General features: G+C 57.9%; 15 protein-coding genes and 1 riboswitch. Of the genes, 2 read left to right on the top strand and 13 right to left on the bottom strand.

Annotated elements, in window-relative coordinates; genetic code table 11:
- Window positions 1–9 precede the first annotated feature (9 nt).
- The 9 genes from C772_RS00935 to C772_RS00895 form a co-directional block, all read right to left on the bottom strand.
- Window positions 10–1,146 carry an acyl-CoA dehydrogenase gene (locus C772_RS00935; RefSeq protein WP_008296620.1) on the bottom strand — a complete coding sequence of 379 codons (1,137 nt, stop codon included), beginning with the start codon at window positions 1,144–1,146 and terminating at the stop codon, window positions 10–12.
- A gap of 42 nt (window positions 1,147–1,188) precedes the next feature.
- The gene (locus C772_RS00930; RefSeq protein WP_008296619.1) at window positions 1,189–2,040 is read right to left on the bottom strand and encodes a 3-hydroxybutyryl-CoA dehydrogenase; all 852 of its coding nucleotides are present in this window, start codon (window positions 2,038–2,040) and stop codon (window positions 1,189–1,191) included.
- A 2-nt stretch (window positions 2,041–2,042) separates the two neighbouring features.
- Entirely contained in the window at window positions 2,043–3,248 is a 1,206-nt protein-coding gene (locus tag C772_RS00925) for an acetyl-CoA C-acetyltransferase (RefSeq protein WP_008296618.1), read from the bottom strand.
- A 182-nt stretch (window positions 3,249–3,430) separates the two neighbouring features.
- A complete protein-coding gene (locus C772_RS00920; RefSeq protein WP_008296617.1) occupies window positions 3,431–5,596 on the bottom strand; it encodes a (Fe-S)-binding protein in 2,166 nt (721 codons plus the stop codon).
- A 211-nt stretch (window positions 5,597–5,807) separates the two neighbouring features.
- Complete coding sequence (locus C772_RS00915) at window positions 5,808–7,298, bottom strand: adenosylcobinamide amidohydrolase (RefSeq protein WP_008296616.1); 1,491 nt, start codon at window positions 7,296–7,298, stop codon at window positions 5,808–5,810.
- The gene (locus C772_RS00910; RefSeq protein ID WP_008296614.1) at window positions 7,291–8,295 is read right to left on the bottom strand and encodes a FecCD family ABC transporter permease; all 1,005 of its coding nucleotides are present in this window, start codon (window positions 8,293–8,295) and stop codon (window positions 7,291–7,293) included. Before C772_RS00910 ends, C772_RS00915 begins: the two co-directional genes overlap by 8 nt.
- The gene (locus C772_RS00905; protein WP_008296612.1) at window positions 8,288–9,271 is read right to left on the bottom strand and encodes an ABC transporter substrate-binding protein; all 984 of its coding nucleotides are present in this window, start codon (window positions 9,269–9,271) and stop codon (window positions 8,288–8,290) included. Before C772_RS00905 ends, C772_RS00910 begins: the two co-directional genes overlap by 8 nt.
- A gap of 151 nt (window positions 9,272–9,422) precedes the next feature.
- Window positions 9,423–9,553: riboswitch (cobalamin riboswitch) on the bottom strand.
- A 186-nt stretch (window positions 9,554–9,739) separates the two neighbouring features.
- Window positions 9,740–11,410 carry an arginine--tRNA ligase gene (argS, locus tag C772_RS00900; protein ID WP_008296610.1) on the bottom strand — a complete coding sequence of 557 codons (1,671 nt, stop codon included), beginning with the start codon at window positions 11,408–11,410 and terminating at the stop codon, window positions 9,740–9,742.
- The gene (locus C772_RS00895; protein ID WP_035001094.1) at window positions 11,407–11,841 is read right to left on the bottom strand and encodes a DUF1934 domain-containing protein; all 435 of its coding nucleotides are present in this window, start codon (window positions 11,839–11,841) and stop codon (window positions 11,407–11,409) included. The genes argS and C772_RS00895 overlap by 4 nt, the downstream gene beginning before the upstream one ends.
- Before the next feature lie 158 nt (window positions 11,842–11,999).
- On the opposite strand from C772_RS00895, the gene C772_RS00890 reads away from it, so the two are divergent.
- Window positions 12,000–13,091 carry a diguanylate cyclase gene (locus C772_RS00890; protein ID WP_008296606.1) on the top strand — a complete coding sequence of 364 codons (1,092 nt, stop codon included), beginning with the start codon at window positions 12,000–12,002 and terminating at the stop codon, window positions 13,089–13,091.
- 57 nt (window positions 13,092–13,148) lie between these two features.
- On the opposite strand, the gene speB is transcribed toward C772_RS00890, so the two are convergent.
- Window positions 13,149–14,021: an agmatinase gene (speB, locus tag C772_RS00885; protein WP_008296605.1), complete on the bottom strand. Its 873-nt coding sequence runs from the start codon at window positions 14,019–14,021 to the stop codon at window positions 13,149–13,151.
- Window positions 14,018–14,860: a polyamine aminopropyltransferase gene (gene speE, locus C772_RS00880; RefSeq protein ID WP_008296603.1), complete on the bottom strand. Its 843-nt coding sequence runs from the start codon at window positions 14,858–14,860 to the stop codon at window positions 14,018–14,020. The genes speB and speE overlap by 4 nt, the downstream gene beginning before the upstream one ends.
- Window positions 14,861–15,080: 220 nt before the next feature.
- Here speE and C772_RS00875 point away from each other — a divergent pair, with 220 nt between their 5' ends.
- Entirely contained in the window at window positions 15,081–17,144 is a 2,064-nt protein-coding gene (locus C772_RS00875; protein ID WP_008296602.1) for a transglycosylase domain-containing protein, read from the top strand.
- A 273-nt stretch (window positions 17,145–17,417) separates the two neighbouring features.
- Here C772_RS00875 and C772_RS00870 read toward each other — a convergent pair whose 3' ends face one another.
- A complete protein-coding gene (locus tag C772_RS00870) occupies window positions 17,418–17,936 on the bottom strand; it encodes a YwhD family protein (RefSeq protein WP_008296600.1) in 519 nt (172 codons plus the stop codon).
- Window positions 17,937–17,995: 59 nt separating this feature from the next.
- A complete protein-coding gene (locus C772_RS00865) occupies window positions 17,996–18,502 on the bottom strand; it encodes a YwgA family protein (RefSeq protein WP_008296599.1) in 507 nt (168 codons plus the stop codon).
- Between the last annotated feature and the right edge of the window lie 6 nt (window positions 18,503–18,508).

Raw genomic sequence — 18,508 nt, 5'->3', positions numbered from 1 at the left:
GCATCACATTCACTTCGTAAGATGCTTACTGATAACAATCCTCTGGATCTCGCTTGTGCCTTCATAGATCTGCGTCACTTTCGCGTCGCGGAAGTAGCGCTCCGCCGGATAGTCTTCTGTGTAGCCGTAACCGCCGAACACCTGGACGGCTTCGATGGCACAGTCCATGGCCGCCTGGGAGGCGAACAGTTTCGCCATCGAGGCTTCCTTCCCCGCCGGCAGGCCCCGTCCGTACAGGTCGGCTGCCTGGTAGACGAGGAGGCGTGCCGCTTCGACCGACGTCGCCATGTCGGCGAGCTTGAAGCCGACTCCCTGATTTGCCGCAATCGGCTTGCCGAACTGCACTCGTTCCTTCGCATAGGCGACGGCCGCTTCCGTTGCGGCTTCCGCGATGCCGAGCGACTGTGCGGCAATGCCGATCCGGCCGGCATCAAGGTTGGCAAGAGCAATCTTGAAACCTTCCCCGTCCCGGCCAAGCACATTCTCCTCAGGCACGTTCATGTCCTCGAACGTCAGCTGGACGGTTCGGGAACCGTGAAGGCCCATCTTCTCCTCATCCTTGCCGATGACAAGTCCCGGAGTGCCCTTCTCGACGATGAACCCCGTGACGCCGCGGCTTCCCGCATCCGGATTGGTGTTGGCGAAGACGATGTAGACATCGGCTTCTCCGCCGTTTGTGATAAACACCTTCGAACCGTTCAGGACGTAATGGCCGTCTTTTTTGACAGCCCGCGTCTTCATCGCTCCTGCATCGGATCCGGAGGACGGCTCGGTGAGGCAGAACGCGCCGAGATACTCGCCAGAAGCCATCTTCGGAATGTACTTCCGCTTCTGCTCTTCCGTGCCGAACTTCAGGATCGGGTTGATGCCGACCGATGTGTGGACGCTAAGAATCACGCCCATGACCGCGCTTACCTTCGACAGCTCATGGATGGCGATGATGTAGCTCGTGTAGTCCATCCCGGAGCCGCCATACTCCTCAGGAACCGTGATGCCCATGAGGCCGAGCCCGCCCATCTTTTCCAGGAGCGGGCGAGGGAACTCGCCCGCTTCCATCCTCGGGATAAACGGTTCCACCTCGTTTTTCGCAAAGTCGCGCACCATCCGGCGCATCATCTTCTGTTCTTCGGTGAATGTAAAATCCATGCTGTACACCTCGTTTAATAAAAGCCGTGCGGACAAACCGGCTTATTCATAGACATAGAACCCGCGGCCGGATTTCTTGCCGAGCCAGCCGGCGTTGACGTATTTTCGAAGAAGCGGGCACGGACGGTATTTCGGATCTCCGAAGCCTTCGTGCAGCACTTCCATAATGTACAGGCAGGTGTCCAGGCCGATAAAGTCTGCAAGCTGGAGCGGGCCCATCGGATGGTTCATGCCGAGCTTCATCACGTCGTCGATCGCTTCCTTCGATGCGACACCTTCATACAGTGTGTAGATCGCTTCGTTGATCATCGGCATGAGCACACGGTTCGAGACGAAGCCGGGATAGTCGTTGACCTCGACAGGCGTCTTGGACAGCTTCCTCGTCATGTCCTCGACGGCCTGATAGGTTTCGTCGGTGGTCGCAAGCCCGCGAATGATCTCGACCAGCTTCATGACCGGCACCGGGTTCATAAAGTGCATCCCGATCACCTGTCCCGGCCGCTTTGTTACAGCGGCGATTTCCGTGATCGGCAGTGCGGAGGTGTTCGTGGACAAAATGGCGTGCTCCCGTGCATGCTCGTCTAGCTGCCTGAAGATCGACTGCTTGATTTCCATTTTCTCGACGGCCGCTTCGATGATCAGGTCGGCCTCCTTTGCATCCGAAAGGTCCGTCGACTTCCGGATGCGGCCGAGTACCGCATTTTTTTCTTCCTCTGTCATCCGGCCCTTATCCACTCCCCGGGAAAGGTTTTTCGTGATGACACCGAGTCCTTTTTCAAAGGCTGCTTCGCTGATATCGTTAAGGATCACATCGAACCCGGCCTGTGCACACACCTGTGCGATGCCGCCGCCCATCTGTCCGGCTCCGATGACCATGACGCGTTTGATTTCCATGCTTACTCCCCCTGTCCCTGCTTCGGTACTTCGATCATGACGGCATCCCCCTGGCCGCCGCCCGAGCAGATTGCTGCGATGCCGATGCCGCCGCCGCGGCGCTTTAGTTCATGCGCGAGTGTCAGGATGATCCGTGCGCCGCTCGCTCCGATCGGATGGCCTAGCGCGACCGCACCGCCGTTGACATTGACTTTTTCCGGATCAAGCCCGGCGATTTTCGCGCTGGCGAGCGAGACGGCCGCGAACGCTTCATTGATCTCAAACAGGTCGATCTCTTCAAGAGACTTGCCGGTCTTTTCCAGGATTTCGTTGATGACAAGCCCAGGTGTCTGAGGAAAGTTTTCCGGTTCGACGGCGACTTCTGCGTGGGCGATGATCTCCGCCAGGATGTCTTTTCCTTCCTGCTTTGCACGGTCCGCGTCCATGAGAACAAGCGCGCAGGCGCCGTCGTTCACTCCCGGTGCGTTGCCTGCCGTGATCGTGCCTTCCTTGCCGAATGCCGGCTTCAGCTTCGCGAGCGATTCGGGCGATGTATCCCTGCGCGGCGCCTCGTCTTCCCCGACGTGGATCGTCTGCCCTTTTCGTGCAGGTACTTCGACCGGTACGATTTCTTCTACAAACAGGGCTTCATCGATCGCCTTCACGGCGCGTTCATGGCTGCGGAGTGCCCATTCGTCCTGGGCATCGCGTGTGAGCTCCATCTTTTCCGCTGTGCTGTTCCCGTACGTACCCATGTGCACCCGGTCCGGGTGGAACGAGCAGGACAGCCCGTCATGGATCATGCCATCGATCAGTGGTGCATCCCCCATCTTCAGGCCGAAGCGGCCCTTCGGCATGTAATACGGTGCGTTCGACATCGACTCCATGCCGCCTGCCACGATCACCTGCTCCTCTCCGAGACGGATCAGCTGGTCGCCGAGCGTCACCGCACGCATGCCGGATGCGCAGACTTTGTTGATCGTCTCGGTCTTCACCTTCCATGGGATGCCTGCTTTGTTCGCGGCCTGCCGGGACGGGATCTGTCCCTGACCGCCCTGCAGGACGGTCCCCATGATGACCTCATCCACTTCTTCTGGTGATGTGCCGGTCCGCTCCAGAGCCGCGCGGATCGCCACTCCTCCGAGGTCGCTTGCCGTCTGTGATGCAAGCAGCCCACCGAATTTTCCGAATGGTGTACGCGCCCCGCCAAGAATCGCCGTTCTTGCCATGATCGAATTCCCCCTTTTGGTTTTGACAGCGTTTTCATAATGGTTTCAGCAAACGCCGGGCAACGTCTGTCACTTGAGTGACTGAACGCTCGCTCGGCAAAAATCCTGAGAAAAAGGGAGTGTCCGGCACTCCCCTTTCCATTTGTTTCATTGTATCGAATTTTCAAAGAATCCGCAACGGCTTACTGGAGAATCGGTTCTTCCTCTTCCTTGACCGCCGGCTCCAGATTGTCCCCGAAGATGGAGCGCTCGAGGAGTTCCGCGACGTCATACGTGCCGACCTTGTCCTCCACTTCGACCGCCTTCGTGCCGTCCGAAATCATCGTCAGGCAGTATGGGCAGGCGGATGAGATGACGGAAGGATTGACTTCCAGCGCCTGTTCGGTCCGTGCGACGTTGATCCGGTGGCCCTTGTCTTCCTCCATCCACATGAGGCCGCCGCCCGCGCCGCAGCACATGGCATCCTCGCGGTTCCGGGCCATCTCGACAAGCTCGACGCCCGGGATGGACTTCAGGATCTCACGCGGCGCATCGTAGACGTCGTTGTAGCGCCCGAGGTAGCAGGAGTCGTGGAAGGTGATTTTCTCGTTGACCGCGTATTTCGGTTTGAGCCTGCCCTCCATCAGAAGCTTATGCAGAAACTCGGTATGGTGGTAGACGATGGCCTGGTAGCCGAAGTCCGGATACTCGTTCTTGAAGATGTTGTAGGCATGCGGGTCGATCGTGATGATCTTCTTCACGCCATTCTTTTCAAACTCCTTGATATTCGCTTCGGCCAGCTCCTGGAACAGGAATTCGTTTCCGAGGCGGCGAGGCGTATCGCCGGAGTTTTTCTCTTTGTTTCCGAGGATGGCGAATTTCACGCCGGCTTCGTTCAGAAGGTGGGCAAACGACAAAGCGATCTTCTGGGAACGGTTGTCGAATGCACCCATCGAGCCGACCCAGAGAAGGTACTCGAAGTCTTCGGCAGATTTCTTGGCTTCCTTGACCGTTGGGATGTGGAGGTCCGGACGGGCATCGCGCCAGTTCTCCTTTTCCTTCCGGTTGAGGCCCCAAGGGTTGCCCTGGCGTTCGATGTTCGTCATCGCGCGCTGTGCATCCGCGTCCATGCGGCCTTCCGTCATGACGAGGTAGCGGCGGAGATCGATGATTTTGTCGACGTGTTCGTTCATGACCGGGCACTGGTCTTCACAGTTCCGGCAAGTGGTGCACGCCCAGATCTCTTCTTCCGTGATGACATCCCCGATCAGGGACGGGCTGTAGATATCACCGATGACCGCGCCTTCAGCGCCTGCCGCCACCGCGAGCTGGTTTCCTCTCGTGTCATTGAACATGAACGATGGCACCCATGGTTTCTGCTTGGTCGTGACAGCACCCGTGTTGGTCAGATGGTCGCGAAGTTTCGTGATCAGATCCATCGGCGACAGCATCTTGCCCGTGCCGGTTGCCGGGCACATGTTCGTGCATCGGCCGCATTCCACGCAGGCATAGAAGTCGAGCATCTGGAGCTGGGTAAAGTCCTCAATCTTGCCGACGCCGATCGACGGCATCTCTTCTTCGCCGTCTTCTCCTTCCGCATCGTCTTCCTCAAGCGCGGTGAAGTCGATCGGCGCAAGCTTGCCGCGGCGGTCAAACCGCATCAGGTACGTGTTTGCAGGTCCCGCAATCAGATGGGCGTGCTTCGACTGCGGCACATACACGAGGAACGCAAGAAGCGTCAGCAGGTGCACCCACCATGCGGCAAAGAATACGACGGCCGCCGCTGTCGGAGACATCCAGCTGAATGCGGAGGCGATCGCCGAGGCCATCGGCTCCGTCCAGGTTGTTTCATGTCCGCGCCAGATCATATTCATGCCGTTTGCGACGAGCGTCGACAGCATGAGTGTCCCGATAAAGATCAGGACAAGTCCCGCCTTCCATCCGCGGCGGAGCCGGACCAGCTTCTCCACATAGCGCCGGTAAAACGCCCAGATGACCGCAACAAGGATCGTGAAGACGACGATTTCCTGGAAGAACGTGAAAAACGGATAGACCGGCCCGAACGGCAGGTGGGAACCCGGTTTCAGCCCTTTCCAAATCAGGTCGATCGCCCCGAACTGGACAAGAAGGAATCCGTAGAAGAACATGACGTGGATCGTCCCGCTCTTCTTGTCCTTCAGAAGTTTTTTCTGTCCGAAGACGTTTGTCCAGATCGCCCGCAGGCGTTCATCGATCCTGGCATCAAACTCCTCTTTCTTTCCGAGCCTGATAAAATCAATGCGTGTTTTGACCACGTATGTGAACAATCCGAGCGCGTACGCAGTGACGGCCAGGAACAGAATCCAGTTGGCGATAAGCAATGGGTTCACATTGGTCCCTCCCTTTCCGGTACCGGCCGGTATTGAATCCGCTTTCACATCGTGAAGTTCAATCCGTCTCCGGCATCTCTTTATGACTCCAGTGTAATAATGAATGAGCATTCAGTCAACAATATTTTTCGAATTTTGTCCCGAGTGACAAAAGTGAGGCATCCGTGTTCCCGATTTTACGGGAAAGCGGATGCCTCTGCAATGTGGTTTTTTATTGGTATTCCGGAGAATTTCCGGTGTTTTTCCCGGTGTGGGCCTGCTCCCTCCGGATTGCTTCTTCCGTACACTCGCCGACTGCCCGGCCGATGAGGGCCCCAAGCTGCGTGAGCGGCCCTGCATACGGAAGGTCCGGGCCGGATTGGGTCGCCGCAATAAGCAGGCTGTCGGTCGCCGTGCCGGTTGCGGGAGTGCCGGTTTCCGGATCCCGGATCCCCATCCGGTTCAGCACGGCAGATTTCGCCTCGGTTGCCGTGACCAGCGCCTGGACAAAGGCTTCGTCCGGCAGGCGGCCGTTGATCATCACCCAAGTGTTGATGGTACCCGGACGCCATTCACACCGTGAAGGCTGACGCACTGAAGCATCCAGTGCATGGCCGGTGGCTGCCGTCACCATGACAGTGAGGCGGACATCCCCCTCCCTGTAATCCCGGATGACGGCGCGTCCTACCGGGACGGCGGTCATCATGGCCACTGTCTCCGCCGGTTTGCCGCCGGTTTTCCTGACATAGTCCGCCATCTCCTCCCGGACATCGACCGTGCTGTATTCCGGATCCACCCTGCGGTTGATGAACAGCCTTGCCCAGCCTGCACCGGCATTCAGCACTGCGGAGGATACCGTCCGGAGGGGGCGGTCCGCCTCAAAGCGGACCTCATCGGCCGTGACCGTAAAATCTGCTGCGCGCACTTCCGCTGCCGTTTTTTCCTTCCCCGCCGGAAGCAGCAGAATTTGGGGTTTCGGGATTTCCGGGTGGATCCGCGCGTCCACCCTGGCACCGTATACGTCACTGATAATGTCTTCCCGGACGACTTCATCCGGGGTACCCTCTGCTGCAATTTGCCCGTCCGACATCAGAATGAGACTGTCGCAATAAAGGGCAGCGAGGTTGATGTCATGGAAAATCGAGACGACCGCAGTCCCCTGTTCTTTGGCCAGGTTTCTGACCGAATCCAGCAGTTGCTGCTGATGGGCAATGTCAAGGTGGTTTGTCGGTTCATCAAGAAGCAGGATCGGTGCTTCCTGGGCCAGTGCCTGTGCGACAAACACGCGCTGCCGCTCCCCGCCGGAAAGAAGGTCGATCCGCTTTTCTCCGAAATCGGCGATGCCTGAAGCGTCCATCGCCCGGAGGACCGCCCGCTCATCCGAATTCTTCCATCCCGGAAACAGCCCTGTCTGGTGCGGATAGCGCCCGAGTGCCACCGTTTCACGGACGGTCTGGGAAAACGCATTGTGGTGCAGCTGGGGCAAGACGGCCACCTTGCGTGCGAACTCTTTCTTGGAAAAGCCTGCAGCATCGCTCCCGCCGATCCGGACTGTACCTGACCGGACCGGAAGCAGCCCGCTGATCAGCTTGATCAAAGTGGACTTCCCGCAGCCGTTCGGACCGAGAATGCCGACAAACTCGCCGGCCGCCGCAGAAAACGAAACGTCGCGGATCACATCTTCCTGCCCGTATCCGCCGCGAATTCTGACTGCCTCAAGCATGGGCCGTCCCTCCCTTCCTGCTCCGTTGCCGCCAGAAGATATAGGCGAATACCGGCGCCCCGATCAGTGCGGTAATGACTCCGACCGGCAGTTCGGACGGGGAAATGACCGTCCGTGCGATCAGGTCGCAGATAATCAGGAGAGATGCCCCGTTAAGGAAAGAAAGGGGCAGCAGATGCCGGTGGTCCGTTCCCCACAATAGCCGTGTCATATGCGGCACGACCAGGCCGATAAAGCCGATCGTCCCCGACACCGCAACAGCCGCTCCCGTCAATACGGATCCGCCGGCGAGGATCATCATTTTCCTCCTGGCGACATCGACGCCGAGGTGGTGGGCCCGTTCTTCCCCGAACAGCAAGGCATTCAGCTCCCGCCTGTTCAGATAAAGGAGGACAGCGCCTACCAATATGAACGGCCAGATCATCCTGACATAGGGCCAGCCCCTCATCGACACGCTGCCGAGCAGCCAGCCGATGATCTGTCTCAGTTCATCGCCTGTCATTGCTATCATGAGAGACAGCACCGATCCGAGAAATGAGCTGAAAATGATCCCCGTCAGGATGAGGGTCTCCATCTTCATCCCTCTGTCCACCATGCGGGCAAAGGCAATGACGAGGAACATCGTGATCGCCCCGCCGGCCATGCTGAAGACGGGAAGCGTGAAGAGGCCCAGCACCGGGATGGAGATTCCGAAAAACAGCGTCACAACGGCACCGACAGAAGCACCGGAGGAAATCCCCAGCGTGTAGGGATCGGCAAGCGGATTCTGGAACAGGCCCTGGAATGCTGCACCCGCAATTGCCAGTGCCGCACCGACCAGGCCTGCGAGCACCACTCTCGGCAAACGGATATTCCAGAGAATATTGACCGCGATCTCGTCCCCTTCTCCCCAAAGCGCGCGCAGCGGGATGTCGACCGACCCGATCGATACGCCCGCCCATGCAGCGGCCAGGAAGATTGCAAACGAAACCGCATAGGCGGGTACCGCCTTATTCATTTCCTCCTTCAAACGCTTCCGGGTAGACTGCTTTCGCGATGGCTTCCAGCCCGTCTGCCAGACGCGGTCCCGGGCGGCTCGTGATGTTCTCGTCCACCTGGACAACCGCGTCATTCTTCACCGCGCTGACCGTTCCGTATCCTTCGCGGGCTTTGACTCCGTCAACTGCCCCTTCCATATAGCTGTACATCACCAGAATGACATCCGGGTTCCGGCTGATGATTTCTTCAGGGTCCATCATGACCCAGCCTTCCTGGTCTCCGGCCGCGTTTTCCGCACCGATCATTCCGAGCATCTCGTCCGTGAACGTTCCGCCGCCCGGTGTATAGATTTCAGGAGCAGGCGAGGTTTCCGCGAACACTTTCTTCGGCTCCATCCCTTCCGTCGCCCCGACGATCTCATTTACTTTAGACTGCATCTCATCCACGACATCGGCCGCTTCTTCGGAGTTTCCGGTGAGTTCGCCGATCTGTTCGATGGTTTCATACGCTGTTTCAAAGTCTTGCGCCTCTTCGACGACAAACACAGTCACACCCGCATCACGGAGCTGCTGAAGGCCTGCTTCATGGGTGCCCATTGCGGATCCGTGTGCAAGCACAAGATCAGGGTCAAGGGACAGGATCTTCTCCACATTGAATTCCAACCCGCCGATCTTCTCGATCTCCTGTGCTTCCGCCGGATAATCGTCAAAATCTCCTACTCCCACAACCGCGTCGCCTGCGCCTACGGCAAACAGGATTTCCGTATTGCTCGGGATCATCGAGACGATGGCATCCGGTTCTTCCTCAAGTGTAATTTCATTGCCGACCGCATCGGTCATCGTCACCGGGAATGCCGCCTGCTCCGCCGATTCCTGGCCTGTTCCTTCTTCTTGCTGGTCCGCAGGCTTGTCAGCCGATTCCTCACCGCCGCCGCACGCTGCAAGCATCAGTGCCACAGCCGGTGCGGCAAGCCATCTTAACCACTTCTTATCCAAATCCGATTCCCCCTACCTTTTATGTATGGAACAGAAAAAACCCCCGCGCGTGGCGGGGGCAGAAATGCCGGCAGGACGGACATGCGGAAAAACAGCCGCATCCTGCAACAGCAGGCACCGTTCCACACCGGCCTGTCCTCGCAGGCGCTTTCGGGTGTTTTCGGCTGAGGCAGGTTTCCTGACTTGCGGCTTTCAAGCCGCTCACAGTGGCGGGACCGTGCCGGATTTTCACCGGCTTCCCTTTTACCCCCGAGTTGGGGCACCTCAGCGTCATCCGGCACAAGCTTGTGCCGGATATTCAATTCCTACTTTATTTAATCAGACGGTGCCGGTTTTGTCGAGGGCATCCGGGAACCGTCGTTAATCAACGTTTCGGTAAAGTTAATCAACGTCTCAATGAATATCACCAACGTTTCACCTATAAAAAGGCCCCCTCAGCCGATGCTGAGAGGGCCGGTCATCATGATCTTACATCCGCTCCGGTGCGGCGACGCCGATCAGGCGAAGTGCGTTTGCAACGGTCGTGCGGGTTGCCGTGACGAGCGCAAGGCGCGCTTCCGACAGCTCCTTGTTGTCCGGGTCGACGACTTTGTCGGTCGAGTAGAACGTATGGAATGCCGATGCCAGCTCCTGGATATAGGTGGCAATCCGGTGCGGTGCACGAAGCTTCGCCGCGTCCGCGACAACCTGGGGGAAGTCGCCGATCTTCTTCATGAGATCGATCGCCTTTTCGCTGTCCTGGAGCAATCCGACATTTTCTTCCGAGCGGAACAGCCCTGCATCATCCGCCTGGCGGAGAATTGAGCAGATCCGGGCGTGCGCATACTGCGCGTAGTAAACCGGGTTTTCATTGGACTGGGACACTGCGAGATCGAGGTCAAAGTCCATCTGCGAGTCGCCGGAGCGCATGATGAAGAAGTAGCGGACTGCATCCAGGCCGACCATATCGACGAGCTCGCGCAGCGTGACTGCCTTGCCTGTCCGCTTGCTCATCTTGAACTTTTCTCCGTCTTTGTACAGCTGGACCATCTGGGAAACGAGCACTTCAAGCGTATCCTTGTCGTAGCCGAGCGCCTCGATCGCCGCCTTCATGCGAGGGATGTAGCCATGATGGTCGGCTCCCCAGATGTTGATCAGCTTGTCGAAGCCGCGCTGGAGCTTGTCCTCGTGATAGGCGATGTCCGGAGTCAGGTAGGTGTAGGAGCCGTCCTGCTTGATGAGGACGCGGTCCTTGTCGTCGCCGAATGTCGTCGAGCGGAACCAGGTGGCACCGTCCTCCTCGTAGACATGGCCGTTTTCCTTGAGCTTATCGAGTGCTGCATCGATCTTTCCGGATCCATAAAGCGTCGATTCCGAGAACCAGTTGTCAAACGACACGCGGAAGTCGGCCAGGTCCTTCTTGATCTTGTCCAGTTCGATGCCGAGTCCATGCTTGCGGAACCACTGGAACCGCTCTTCTTCCGGCATCTTGGCGAACTTGTCTCCGTGCTCCTGCGCAAGCGCATTGGCGATCTCGATGACATCCTTGCCGTGATAGCCGTCTTCCGGCATCTCGCGCTCCTCGCCGAGTGCCTGGAAATAGCGGGCCTCGATCGACAAAGCCAGGTTGTTGATCTGATTGCCGGCATCATTGATGTAGTATTCGCGGGAAACATCATAGCCTGCATAATCGAGCACATTGCAGAGCGCGTCACCGATTGATGCGCCCCGGCCATGGCCGAGGTGAAGATCGCCCGTCGGGTTCGCCGAGACGAACTCGACCTGGATCTTCTCGCTGCCGCCCGCATCGCTGCGTCCGAAGTTCTCGCCTTTCTCCAGCACGTCCTTTACGACATCACCAAGGTAGTCGGTTTTGACGGTGATGTTGATAAAGCCCGGGCCGGCGATATCGACCGATTTGATCGGGGTACCGTCGGTGTCCAGGTTGCCGAGAATCGCTTCAGCGATGGCGCGCGGCGGCTTTTTCGCGATTTTCGTCAGCTGCATCGCGATATTGGTTGCGTAGTCGCCGTTTTCCTTGTTTTTCGGCGTCTCGAGCATCACATCCGGCACGTCTGCGCCTTCCGTGAGGCCCGCCTTTTCCACCGCGCTGCCGAGCGCGTCTTTCAGCTGCTGTTTGATCTGTTCCACTGTGCTCATGCTTTTCCCTCCGAATAAGTAAATTCCACATCATAGGTGCCGACAGTCTCGCTGCCGGACAGCAGGTCATATGCGGCCGAAAACCGCCCGTCGGATCCCGGTTCATAGCGGACCGAATCGGTTTTGACCGTCAGCGGAAGTTCCACGCCGCCGCTCGCGTAGCGGCCTTCCCGCCGTTCGCCCGGGACGAGGGGAAGCCGCATCGAAACGTCGCCGTTCCGCATGATGAGGCCCTCATCATGTCCCATGCGGACCATCGTCCGGACACCGTGGCCGTCCATGTTCTCTTCGAAACTGAGATAGAACCTGCCCGCTTTTTCGATCAGTTGGCCCTCCGCCCGGATGAAGTTCCGGAACGGCTTCTCGCCCGGCTGGCGGACCGTCGTGACGAGGCGGATGCTGACCGCCCTTCCTTCCTCGGGTATGTTCATCTGGATGCCCCCGTTCATAGTCATTTCCCTATTATATCCCGCACGGGTGGGGGATTTCAACGGAAGCCGGCTATACAGCTGTGAGCGGAAAAGAATTTCCATCTGCTGTCCACGAATATCCCGCAAATTGGTATAATCGTGCCAACGGAGGGATGTCCATGTTCTACCAGCTCGCGATCAATTTTTGTATCCTCTTCACATTCTCTGTGCTCAGCTATTGGCCATTCCAGGACAGGGTCCGGTTCCGGATTCCCTTTCCGCGGCTTCATCCCATCCTGATCGGAATGATGGCGGGCGTCACCGGGCTATTCCTGCTTGGCGCATCCGTCACCATCTCGGACGGCGTGATCGTTGACGCCCGTCTCCCGGTGATTATCCTGTCCGGTGTGTTCGGGGGTCCCGCTTCGCCGCTGATTTCCGCCCTCATCATCGGCATCGACCGCATCATGCTGGGCGGTTTTTCCGGGGAGGCGCTGATCGCAGGAAGCAACACCCTGCTGATCGGAGCGGTCGCGGCCCTGATTTTCATGTGGCGGGGAGCATCATTCCGGACGGCACGCTTCGTGTTCCATTATGCGGCGGTACAGACCGGCCTCGTCATCATTTATCTATTACCGGCAGGTTCAAATATGGTCATGAACGTCTCTATTTTTGCCCTCTATTCCTATATCTCCTTTTTCACGATCACGTTTATCCTTGCCGAACTGTCCGGCCATTTCAAAAAGCTTTCCGGTATCGAGCGATTGTCCCGTACCGACTATCTGACGGGTCTGCACAACAGCCGTACCTTCGGCGAATTATCGGAGGCGCTCCTCACAGGCGATCGGCCGGTTTCCCTGATTCTGCTCGACATTGACCGCTTCAAGTCCGTCAATGACACATATGGCCACCCGGCAGGAGACGAGGTGCTTCGGGAACTGGCTTTTCGTCTGAAGAATTTCCGTCTCCCGGAAGGCGCCATCCTCTCGAGAAACGGCGGGGAGGAATTTTCCGCCCTTCTGCCCGGGACGGACAAACAGGAGGCTGCAGCAGCTGCAGAGAGCATCCGGCGGGCTGTCGGCGACAACCCGTTTATCCTGGACAGCGGGCTTTCCCTCACCGTCACCGTCTCGCTCGGCGTCTCCGCCCACCCGGAGGATGCCGCCGGCACGAAGGAGCTGTACGAACTTGCCGACGAGGCTCTTTACCGGGCGAAAAACAGCGGACGAAACCGGGTTGCGGTCCACGGAACCACTCAGCCCGTCAGCTAAATATCCATCCAACACAAAAGGTGATGCGCGGATTTCCCTGGCGCATCACCTTTTCAATTATTTCACAAACCCGAGCAGCATTTCCCGGAACAGCTTGCTAGCCGTATTGACCGTCTGTTCCGACGGGTCGTAGACAGGTGCGACTTCGACCAGGTCAAAGCCGGCGACCCGGACACCGGAGCGTGCGATTTCATGGATCGACGCGAGCAGCTCGCGGGACGTGATGCCGCCGCAGTCGACCGTGCCCGTGCCAGGCGCATGGGCGGGATCCAGGACGTCGATATCGATCGTCACGTAGACAGGCCGGCCGGAGAGTGAGGGAAGCACTTCTTTAAGCGGCTCGAGCACGTCGAACTTCGAGATGTGCATGCCGTTCTCCCGCGCCCATTCGAACTCTTCCTTCATCCCGGAACGGATCCCGAACGAATGCACATTGCGAGGGCCGATGATGTCGGCAATCTTGCGGATCGGCGTCGAGTGGGAATGCTCCTCCCCCTCATACTCTGTACGGAGATCGGTGTGTGCATCAATGTGGATGATGGCGAGATCCTCATGCACGGCCGCCACTTCCTTCATGACCGGGAGTGACACGAGGTGCTCGCCGCCCATCCCCGCAGGGATCTTTCCGTCAGCCAGCAGCTGCCGGACAAATCCGGCAATCAGGTCGAGGGATTTTCCGGCGTTGCCGAACGGAAGCGGGATGTCCCCCGCATCATAATAGCGGATGTCATCCAGTTCCCGGTCCAGATACGGGCTGTATTCCTCAAGCCCGACCGATGCCTCGCGGATACGCGCGGGGCCGAACCTGGAGCCCGGGCGCCAGCTGACCGTCCAGTCCATCGGCATCCCGTAGATGACCGCATCGGCCTCATTGTAGCTGTCGGCGCTTTTGATGAACACATTGCCTGAGTATGCTTCATCGAACTTCATTCGCCTTCTCCTTCCGCCAGGTCACGGACGAATTTCGGCAATACGAAAGCTGCCCGGTGCAGTTCACTCGTGTAGTATTTCGTGTCGATCTCATGGAACCGCTCTTCCTTCACTTCGAGCGGGTCATGCTTTTTCGAGCCGAGCGTGAAGCACCAGAGCCCGCTCGGATACGTCGGGATGTTGGCGGTATACATTCGGGTGACCGGGAAGATTTCCCGGACGTCCTTCAGTACCTGGCGGATCAGATCGGCCTTGAACCAAGGGTTGTCGCTTTGCGCGACGAACAGGCCGTCCTCCTTCAGCGCCTTTGAGATGCCCGCGTAAAAACCTTTCGTAAACAGGTTGACCGCAGGGCCGACGGGCTCCGTCGAATCGACCATGATGACATCATATTCGTTTTCGGACTCGGCGATATGCATGAAGCCGTCGCCGACACGGACGTCCACGCGCGGGTCCTCGAGCTTGCCCGCGATCGACGGCAGGTACTTTTTCGAGTACTCGATGACTTTCCCGTCGATGTCGACGAGAACCGCCTTTTCGACCTGCGGATGCTTCAGCACTTCGCGGATCACGCCGCCGTCGCCGCCGCCGACGACCAGCACCTTTTTCGGGTCCGGATGGGTGAACAGCGGCACGTGTGCGACCATCTCGTGGTAAACGAATTCATCACGCTCAGAGGTCATCACCATGCCGTCGAGGAACAGCATGTTCCCCCACTCTTCCGTCTCTGCCATCTCCAGCAGCTGGAAATCCGTCTGTTCAACATGCAGCGTCTGCTTGATCTTCATCGTAATTCCAAAGTTGTCCGTCTGTTTTTCTGTATACCATAACCCTGCCATGGGCTGCATTCCTCCTTCATTAAAGGGAAACGTCCCGCACTGCCTGTATTCCCGGCCTTCACGAAACTAAGCTTCATTATACGGCCACCGGCATTCGTTGCAACTGTTTTTTCATGAATCCCGACGATTGTCCAGAAGCCAAAACTCTCCTAAATCCGCCGGATGAAACGCTGCCTGTCTGCACATACTTGCGGAAAAGCGCACGAAAGGCGGGATTGCGGTGAAACGGGCACATTTCAAACGGAAGCGGAAACGGCGGACGCTCGTGAAACGGCTGCTGCTTCTTTCCCTGAGCCTCAGCGTGGCCGGGCTGGTCATGTACGGAGCGCTCCTCATCTATATCCATTCGGCCGGCCCCCCTTCACTGAAGGTGCCGAACGCGACCGTCTTCCTCGACCGCAACGGCGATCCGATCGGCGACCGGCATTCGGGCGAGCGCCGGTACTGGGCTTCCCTGGATGACATGTCCCCGTTTCTTACAGATGCGTTCGTCGCTGTCGAAGACAAGGACTTTTACGAGCATAAAGGGTTCGACTATTCCCGGATTGCCTCAGCCGTGCTGAAGGATGTGAAATCGTTCCGCAAGGCGGAAGGCGCGAGCACGATCACCCAGCAGTATGCCCGAAACCTGTTCCTTACCCACCAGAAAACCTGGACCCGGAAGATCAACGAGGCCGTCTACGCCAGAAGGATCGAAACGTTCTACGACAAGGACACGATTCTCGAAGGCTATCTGAACACGGTTTATTTCGGCCACGGCATGTACGGTGCCGAGGCGGCAAGCAAGTTCTTCTTCGGCAAGGAAGCGAAGGACCTGACGCTGGCTGAAGCGACATTGCTTGCCGCAGTGCCGAAGGGGCCGTCCGTCTACTCCCCTGTCAACAATCCGGAGGCGGCCGCGGGACGCCAGAAAGTCATCCTCAATGCGATGGTGCGTGAAGGGTACGTGACGCGTGATCAGGCGGACCATGCCCTGAACCAGCGGATTGCACTGAAGCACGACCAGTGGGATGCGGGCGAAAAAGTCGCCCCGTACTTCCTGGACGAGGTATGGCGGGAGGCCGAAAAACGGCTGGATGAAGCGGGACGCGACATCGCGGAAGGCGGCTGGACGATCCGGACGACACTCGACCCGTTCCATCAGAAAACGGCGGAAGCCGCAGCGGATAAATGGATGCCCGATAACGGGCTCCAGTTCGGATTCGTCACGATGGAGCCGGAAAGCGGACAGATCACTTCCCTGATCGGCGGCCGGGATTATGCGGCGAGCCCCTTTAACCGGGTCACCCAGGCGGAGCGCCAATCCGGTTCCGCGATGAAGCCGGTGCTGTATGCCGCTGCGCTCGAACAGGGATTCACGCCGCTCACCTTCCTGAAAAGCGAGCCGACCGTTTTCACTTTCGACGACGGTCGCCAGGAATACGAGCCCCAGAACGTCAACGGCAAATTTGCAGAACGGCCGATTTCTCTTGCCCAGGCGCTTGCCATCTCAGACAATATATTTGCGGTCAAGACACTCGAGGAAATCGGCTACAAGCCGTTCAAGGATATGGCGGCACGCCTCGGCATCACCGGAAACTTCGTCGAAGCGCCGGCGACCGCGCTCGGTACGACCGAGGTCACCCTCTATGAGATGACAGGTGCCTACAACCGGATCGCTTCCGGCGGGAAGCGGGTCATTCCGACGACCATCCAGTCAATCACGGATGCCTCAGGCGAAACCGTCTACCGGAGCGCCGAGGAGGATAAGGAGACCCGGGAAGTTCTGGATCCGGCAGATGCCTATGTCCTGACCCAGATGATGACCGGCATGTTCGACCCCGTCTTCAGCGACTATACCCCTGCGACAGGCCTGTCGATGCGGCCGGGCCAGACGCGTCCGTATGCGGCAAAGTCAGGGACGACGCTTTCCGACCAGTACCTGATCGGTTTCTCCACGAGCCTGACCGCCGGCATCTGGGCCGGATTTGATGAAGGGCGCCGGCTCACCGAAAACAGCGACAAGATGGCTGCGAAGAAGATGTGGATCGAGTTCATGGAAAACGCCCATGCCGGCCTGCCTCCAAAGCCGTTTGCCCAGCCGGAAGGCGTCACCGGAGTCATCGTCGACGTCGAGACCGGCGGGCTCGCCGTCGATGGATGCGGCAAGCAGCGCCTCGTCTACGTCAAGGAACGGAATGTGCCGCGGAAACTCTGCACGGACCCGACTCTCCGGCAGGAACGCTCGAAAGACACAAAAGACGGCGGACCGATCCGGCTGTTCCCGTTCTCGTTTTTTGACTGAAAACCCGGTTTTGCCGGAAAACGTTGACGATGTTCATTGAGACGTTGACAAACTTTAGTGAAACGTTGATTAACTTCATCCAAACAACAAAAACCCGCCCCGCCTCCAAATAATGGAGGCGGGGCGGGTTAAGTGTGAGGCGTTAGCTAGACGCCGCACTGTCCTAGCTTGTATTCAGCAAGCGTTAACTCAAGTTTACTCCCTTTTTCGGAGCGGTTCAACCGGCTGTACCCGTGCCGGCGAAACTGTCAAAGATCGTTCATAATTACGGATTCATCCGGTGACGCCGAGCGCCTCCTGAAGTTCGGGGCTACGTTCCCATAGCTCCGGGTTCTGTTCAAGCAGAAATTCTGCAAGCACCTTTTTCGAGCGGTCATCCATCTTGTCGACAATGACGTGACGTTTCAGCGCCTTGTCCAGCAGGTTCACGTGCTCCGGCAGGTTCTTGTAGCCGCGCCGCTTTTCGCGGTTGACGACCATTTCGGCCGCCGTGACTCCGGCGAAGTAAGGGCCCTCTTCTTTATAGTCGATCGCGACCCAGACGAGCCAGTACGGCTTGCCTCCCGCGGAATCCTCGCGGTTCGGGGTGAACTTGACGCCGCGCTCCGTCTTGCTCCTGGCATGCAGTGCGCCGATCTCTATTTGGGCGAGTTCCTCTTCCACATCAATGATAATGGGCGATACGTTCTCCAGCGAAATCGAACCGATGCCGAATCCCTTGTGGCCGGCAGTCGGGTTGTCGCGGATGATTGTGAACTCCATTTTCGGTTTCGGTTTTTCTCCGTTGGCCATGATCATACCCCCTTCCCTGTATTATAGCCAATCCGCCCCCGGCAATAAAAGGCGGCGGCTCACTGACGGATACAGGCGGAGAGTTCCCCGATAAAGGCAAAGGCCTGATCCATTTCTTCATCCGTATAATTCAGCTTGTTCTTGACGATATGTACTTTCGCAATCTGCTCTTCCCGCGGCAGGTAATCAAAATACAGCAGTGTGGAAACCAGCTCCAAAAATCGCGAGCTCTTTTCCTTCATCCGGCCGATGCACTCGCCGAGAGTGTCCGGAACTTCGTCCGCATCTCCGATGAAATCCCGGCCTTCACCGGTCACCCCGTAACTGTATTGAACGTAGGAACCCTTATCCTCGCAGTTTTCAGCAAGAAAGCCCATCTCGCAAAGCTCTTCGATGCGGAGCGTCAGCTCTTCCGAGTAGGGGCCGTAGATGTGGAGTTCGTATTTTTCCTGGAACGGGAAGTCCATCTTCTTGGCGATGTAGATCATCTTCTGCAGCTTTTTCCGCCCGGTCACCCCATCAGCCAGTGAAATGAACTGAACAAGTTTTGCATGTTCCTGAAGCATCAAAAA

Origin of the sequence: Bhargavaea cecembensis DSE10, assembly GCF_000348905.1 — a bacterium.
Classification (GTDB): domain Bacteria; phylum Bacillota; class Bacilli; order Bacillales_A; family Planococcaceae; genus Bhargavaea; species Bhargavaea cecembensis.
Note: the sequence above shows the minus strand (reverse complement) of the source record. Positions and strands in the feature narration are given on the sequence as shown.

Coding starts and splice junctions, on each gene's coding strand:
- speE (WP_008296603.1), bottom strand. CDS start 14,860: ATGGCAGGGTTATGGTATACAGAAAAACAGACGGACAACTTTGGAATT.
- argS (WP_008296610.1), bottom strand. CDS start 11,410: ATGAGCACAGTGGAACAGATCAAACAGCAGCTGAAAGACGCGCTCGGC.
- C772_RS00930 (WP_008296619.1), bottom strand. CDS start 2,040: ATGGAAATCAAACGCGTCATGGTCATCGGAGCCGGACAGATGGGCGGC.
- C772_RS00925 (WP_008296618.1), bottom strand. CDS start 3,248: ATGGCAAGAACGGCGATTCTTGGCGGGGCGCGTACACCATTCGGAAAA.
- C772_RS00915 (WP_008296616.1), bottom strand. CDS start 7,298: ATGCTTGAGGCAGTCAGAATTCGCGGCGGATACGGGCAGGAAGATGTG.
- C772_RS00910 (WP_008296614.1), bottom strand. CDS start 8,295: ATGAATAAGGCGGTACCCGCCTATGCGGTTTCGTTTGCAATCTTCCTG.
- speB (WP_008296605.1), bottom strand. CDS start 14,021: ATGAAGTTCGATGAAGCATACTCAGGCAATGTGTTCATCAAAAGCGCC.
- C772_RS00890 (WP_008296606.1), top strand. CDS start 12,000: ATGTTCTACCAGCTCGCGATCAATTTTTGTATCCTCTTCACATTCTCT.
- C772_RS00870 (WP_008296600.1), bottom strand. CDS start 17,936: ATGGCCAACGGAGAAAAACCGAAACCGAAAATGGAGTTCACAATCATC.
- C772_RS00865 (WP_008296599.1), bottom strand. CDS start 18,502: ATGCTTCAGGAACATGCAAAACTTGTTCAGTTCATTTCACTGGCTGAT.
- C772_RS00935 (WP_008296620.1), bottom strand. CDS start 1,146: ATGGATTTTACATTCACCGAAGAACAGAAGATGATGCGCCGGATGGTG.
- C772_RS00895 (WP_035001094.1), bottom strand. CDS start 11,841: ATGAACATACCCGAGGAAGGAAGGGCGGTCAGCATCCGCCTCGTCACG.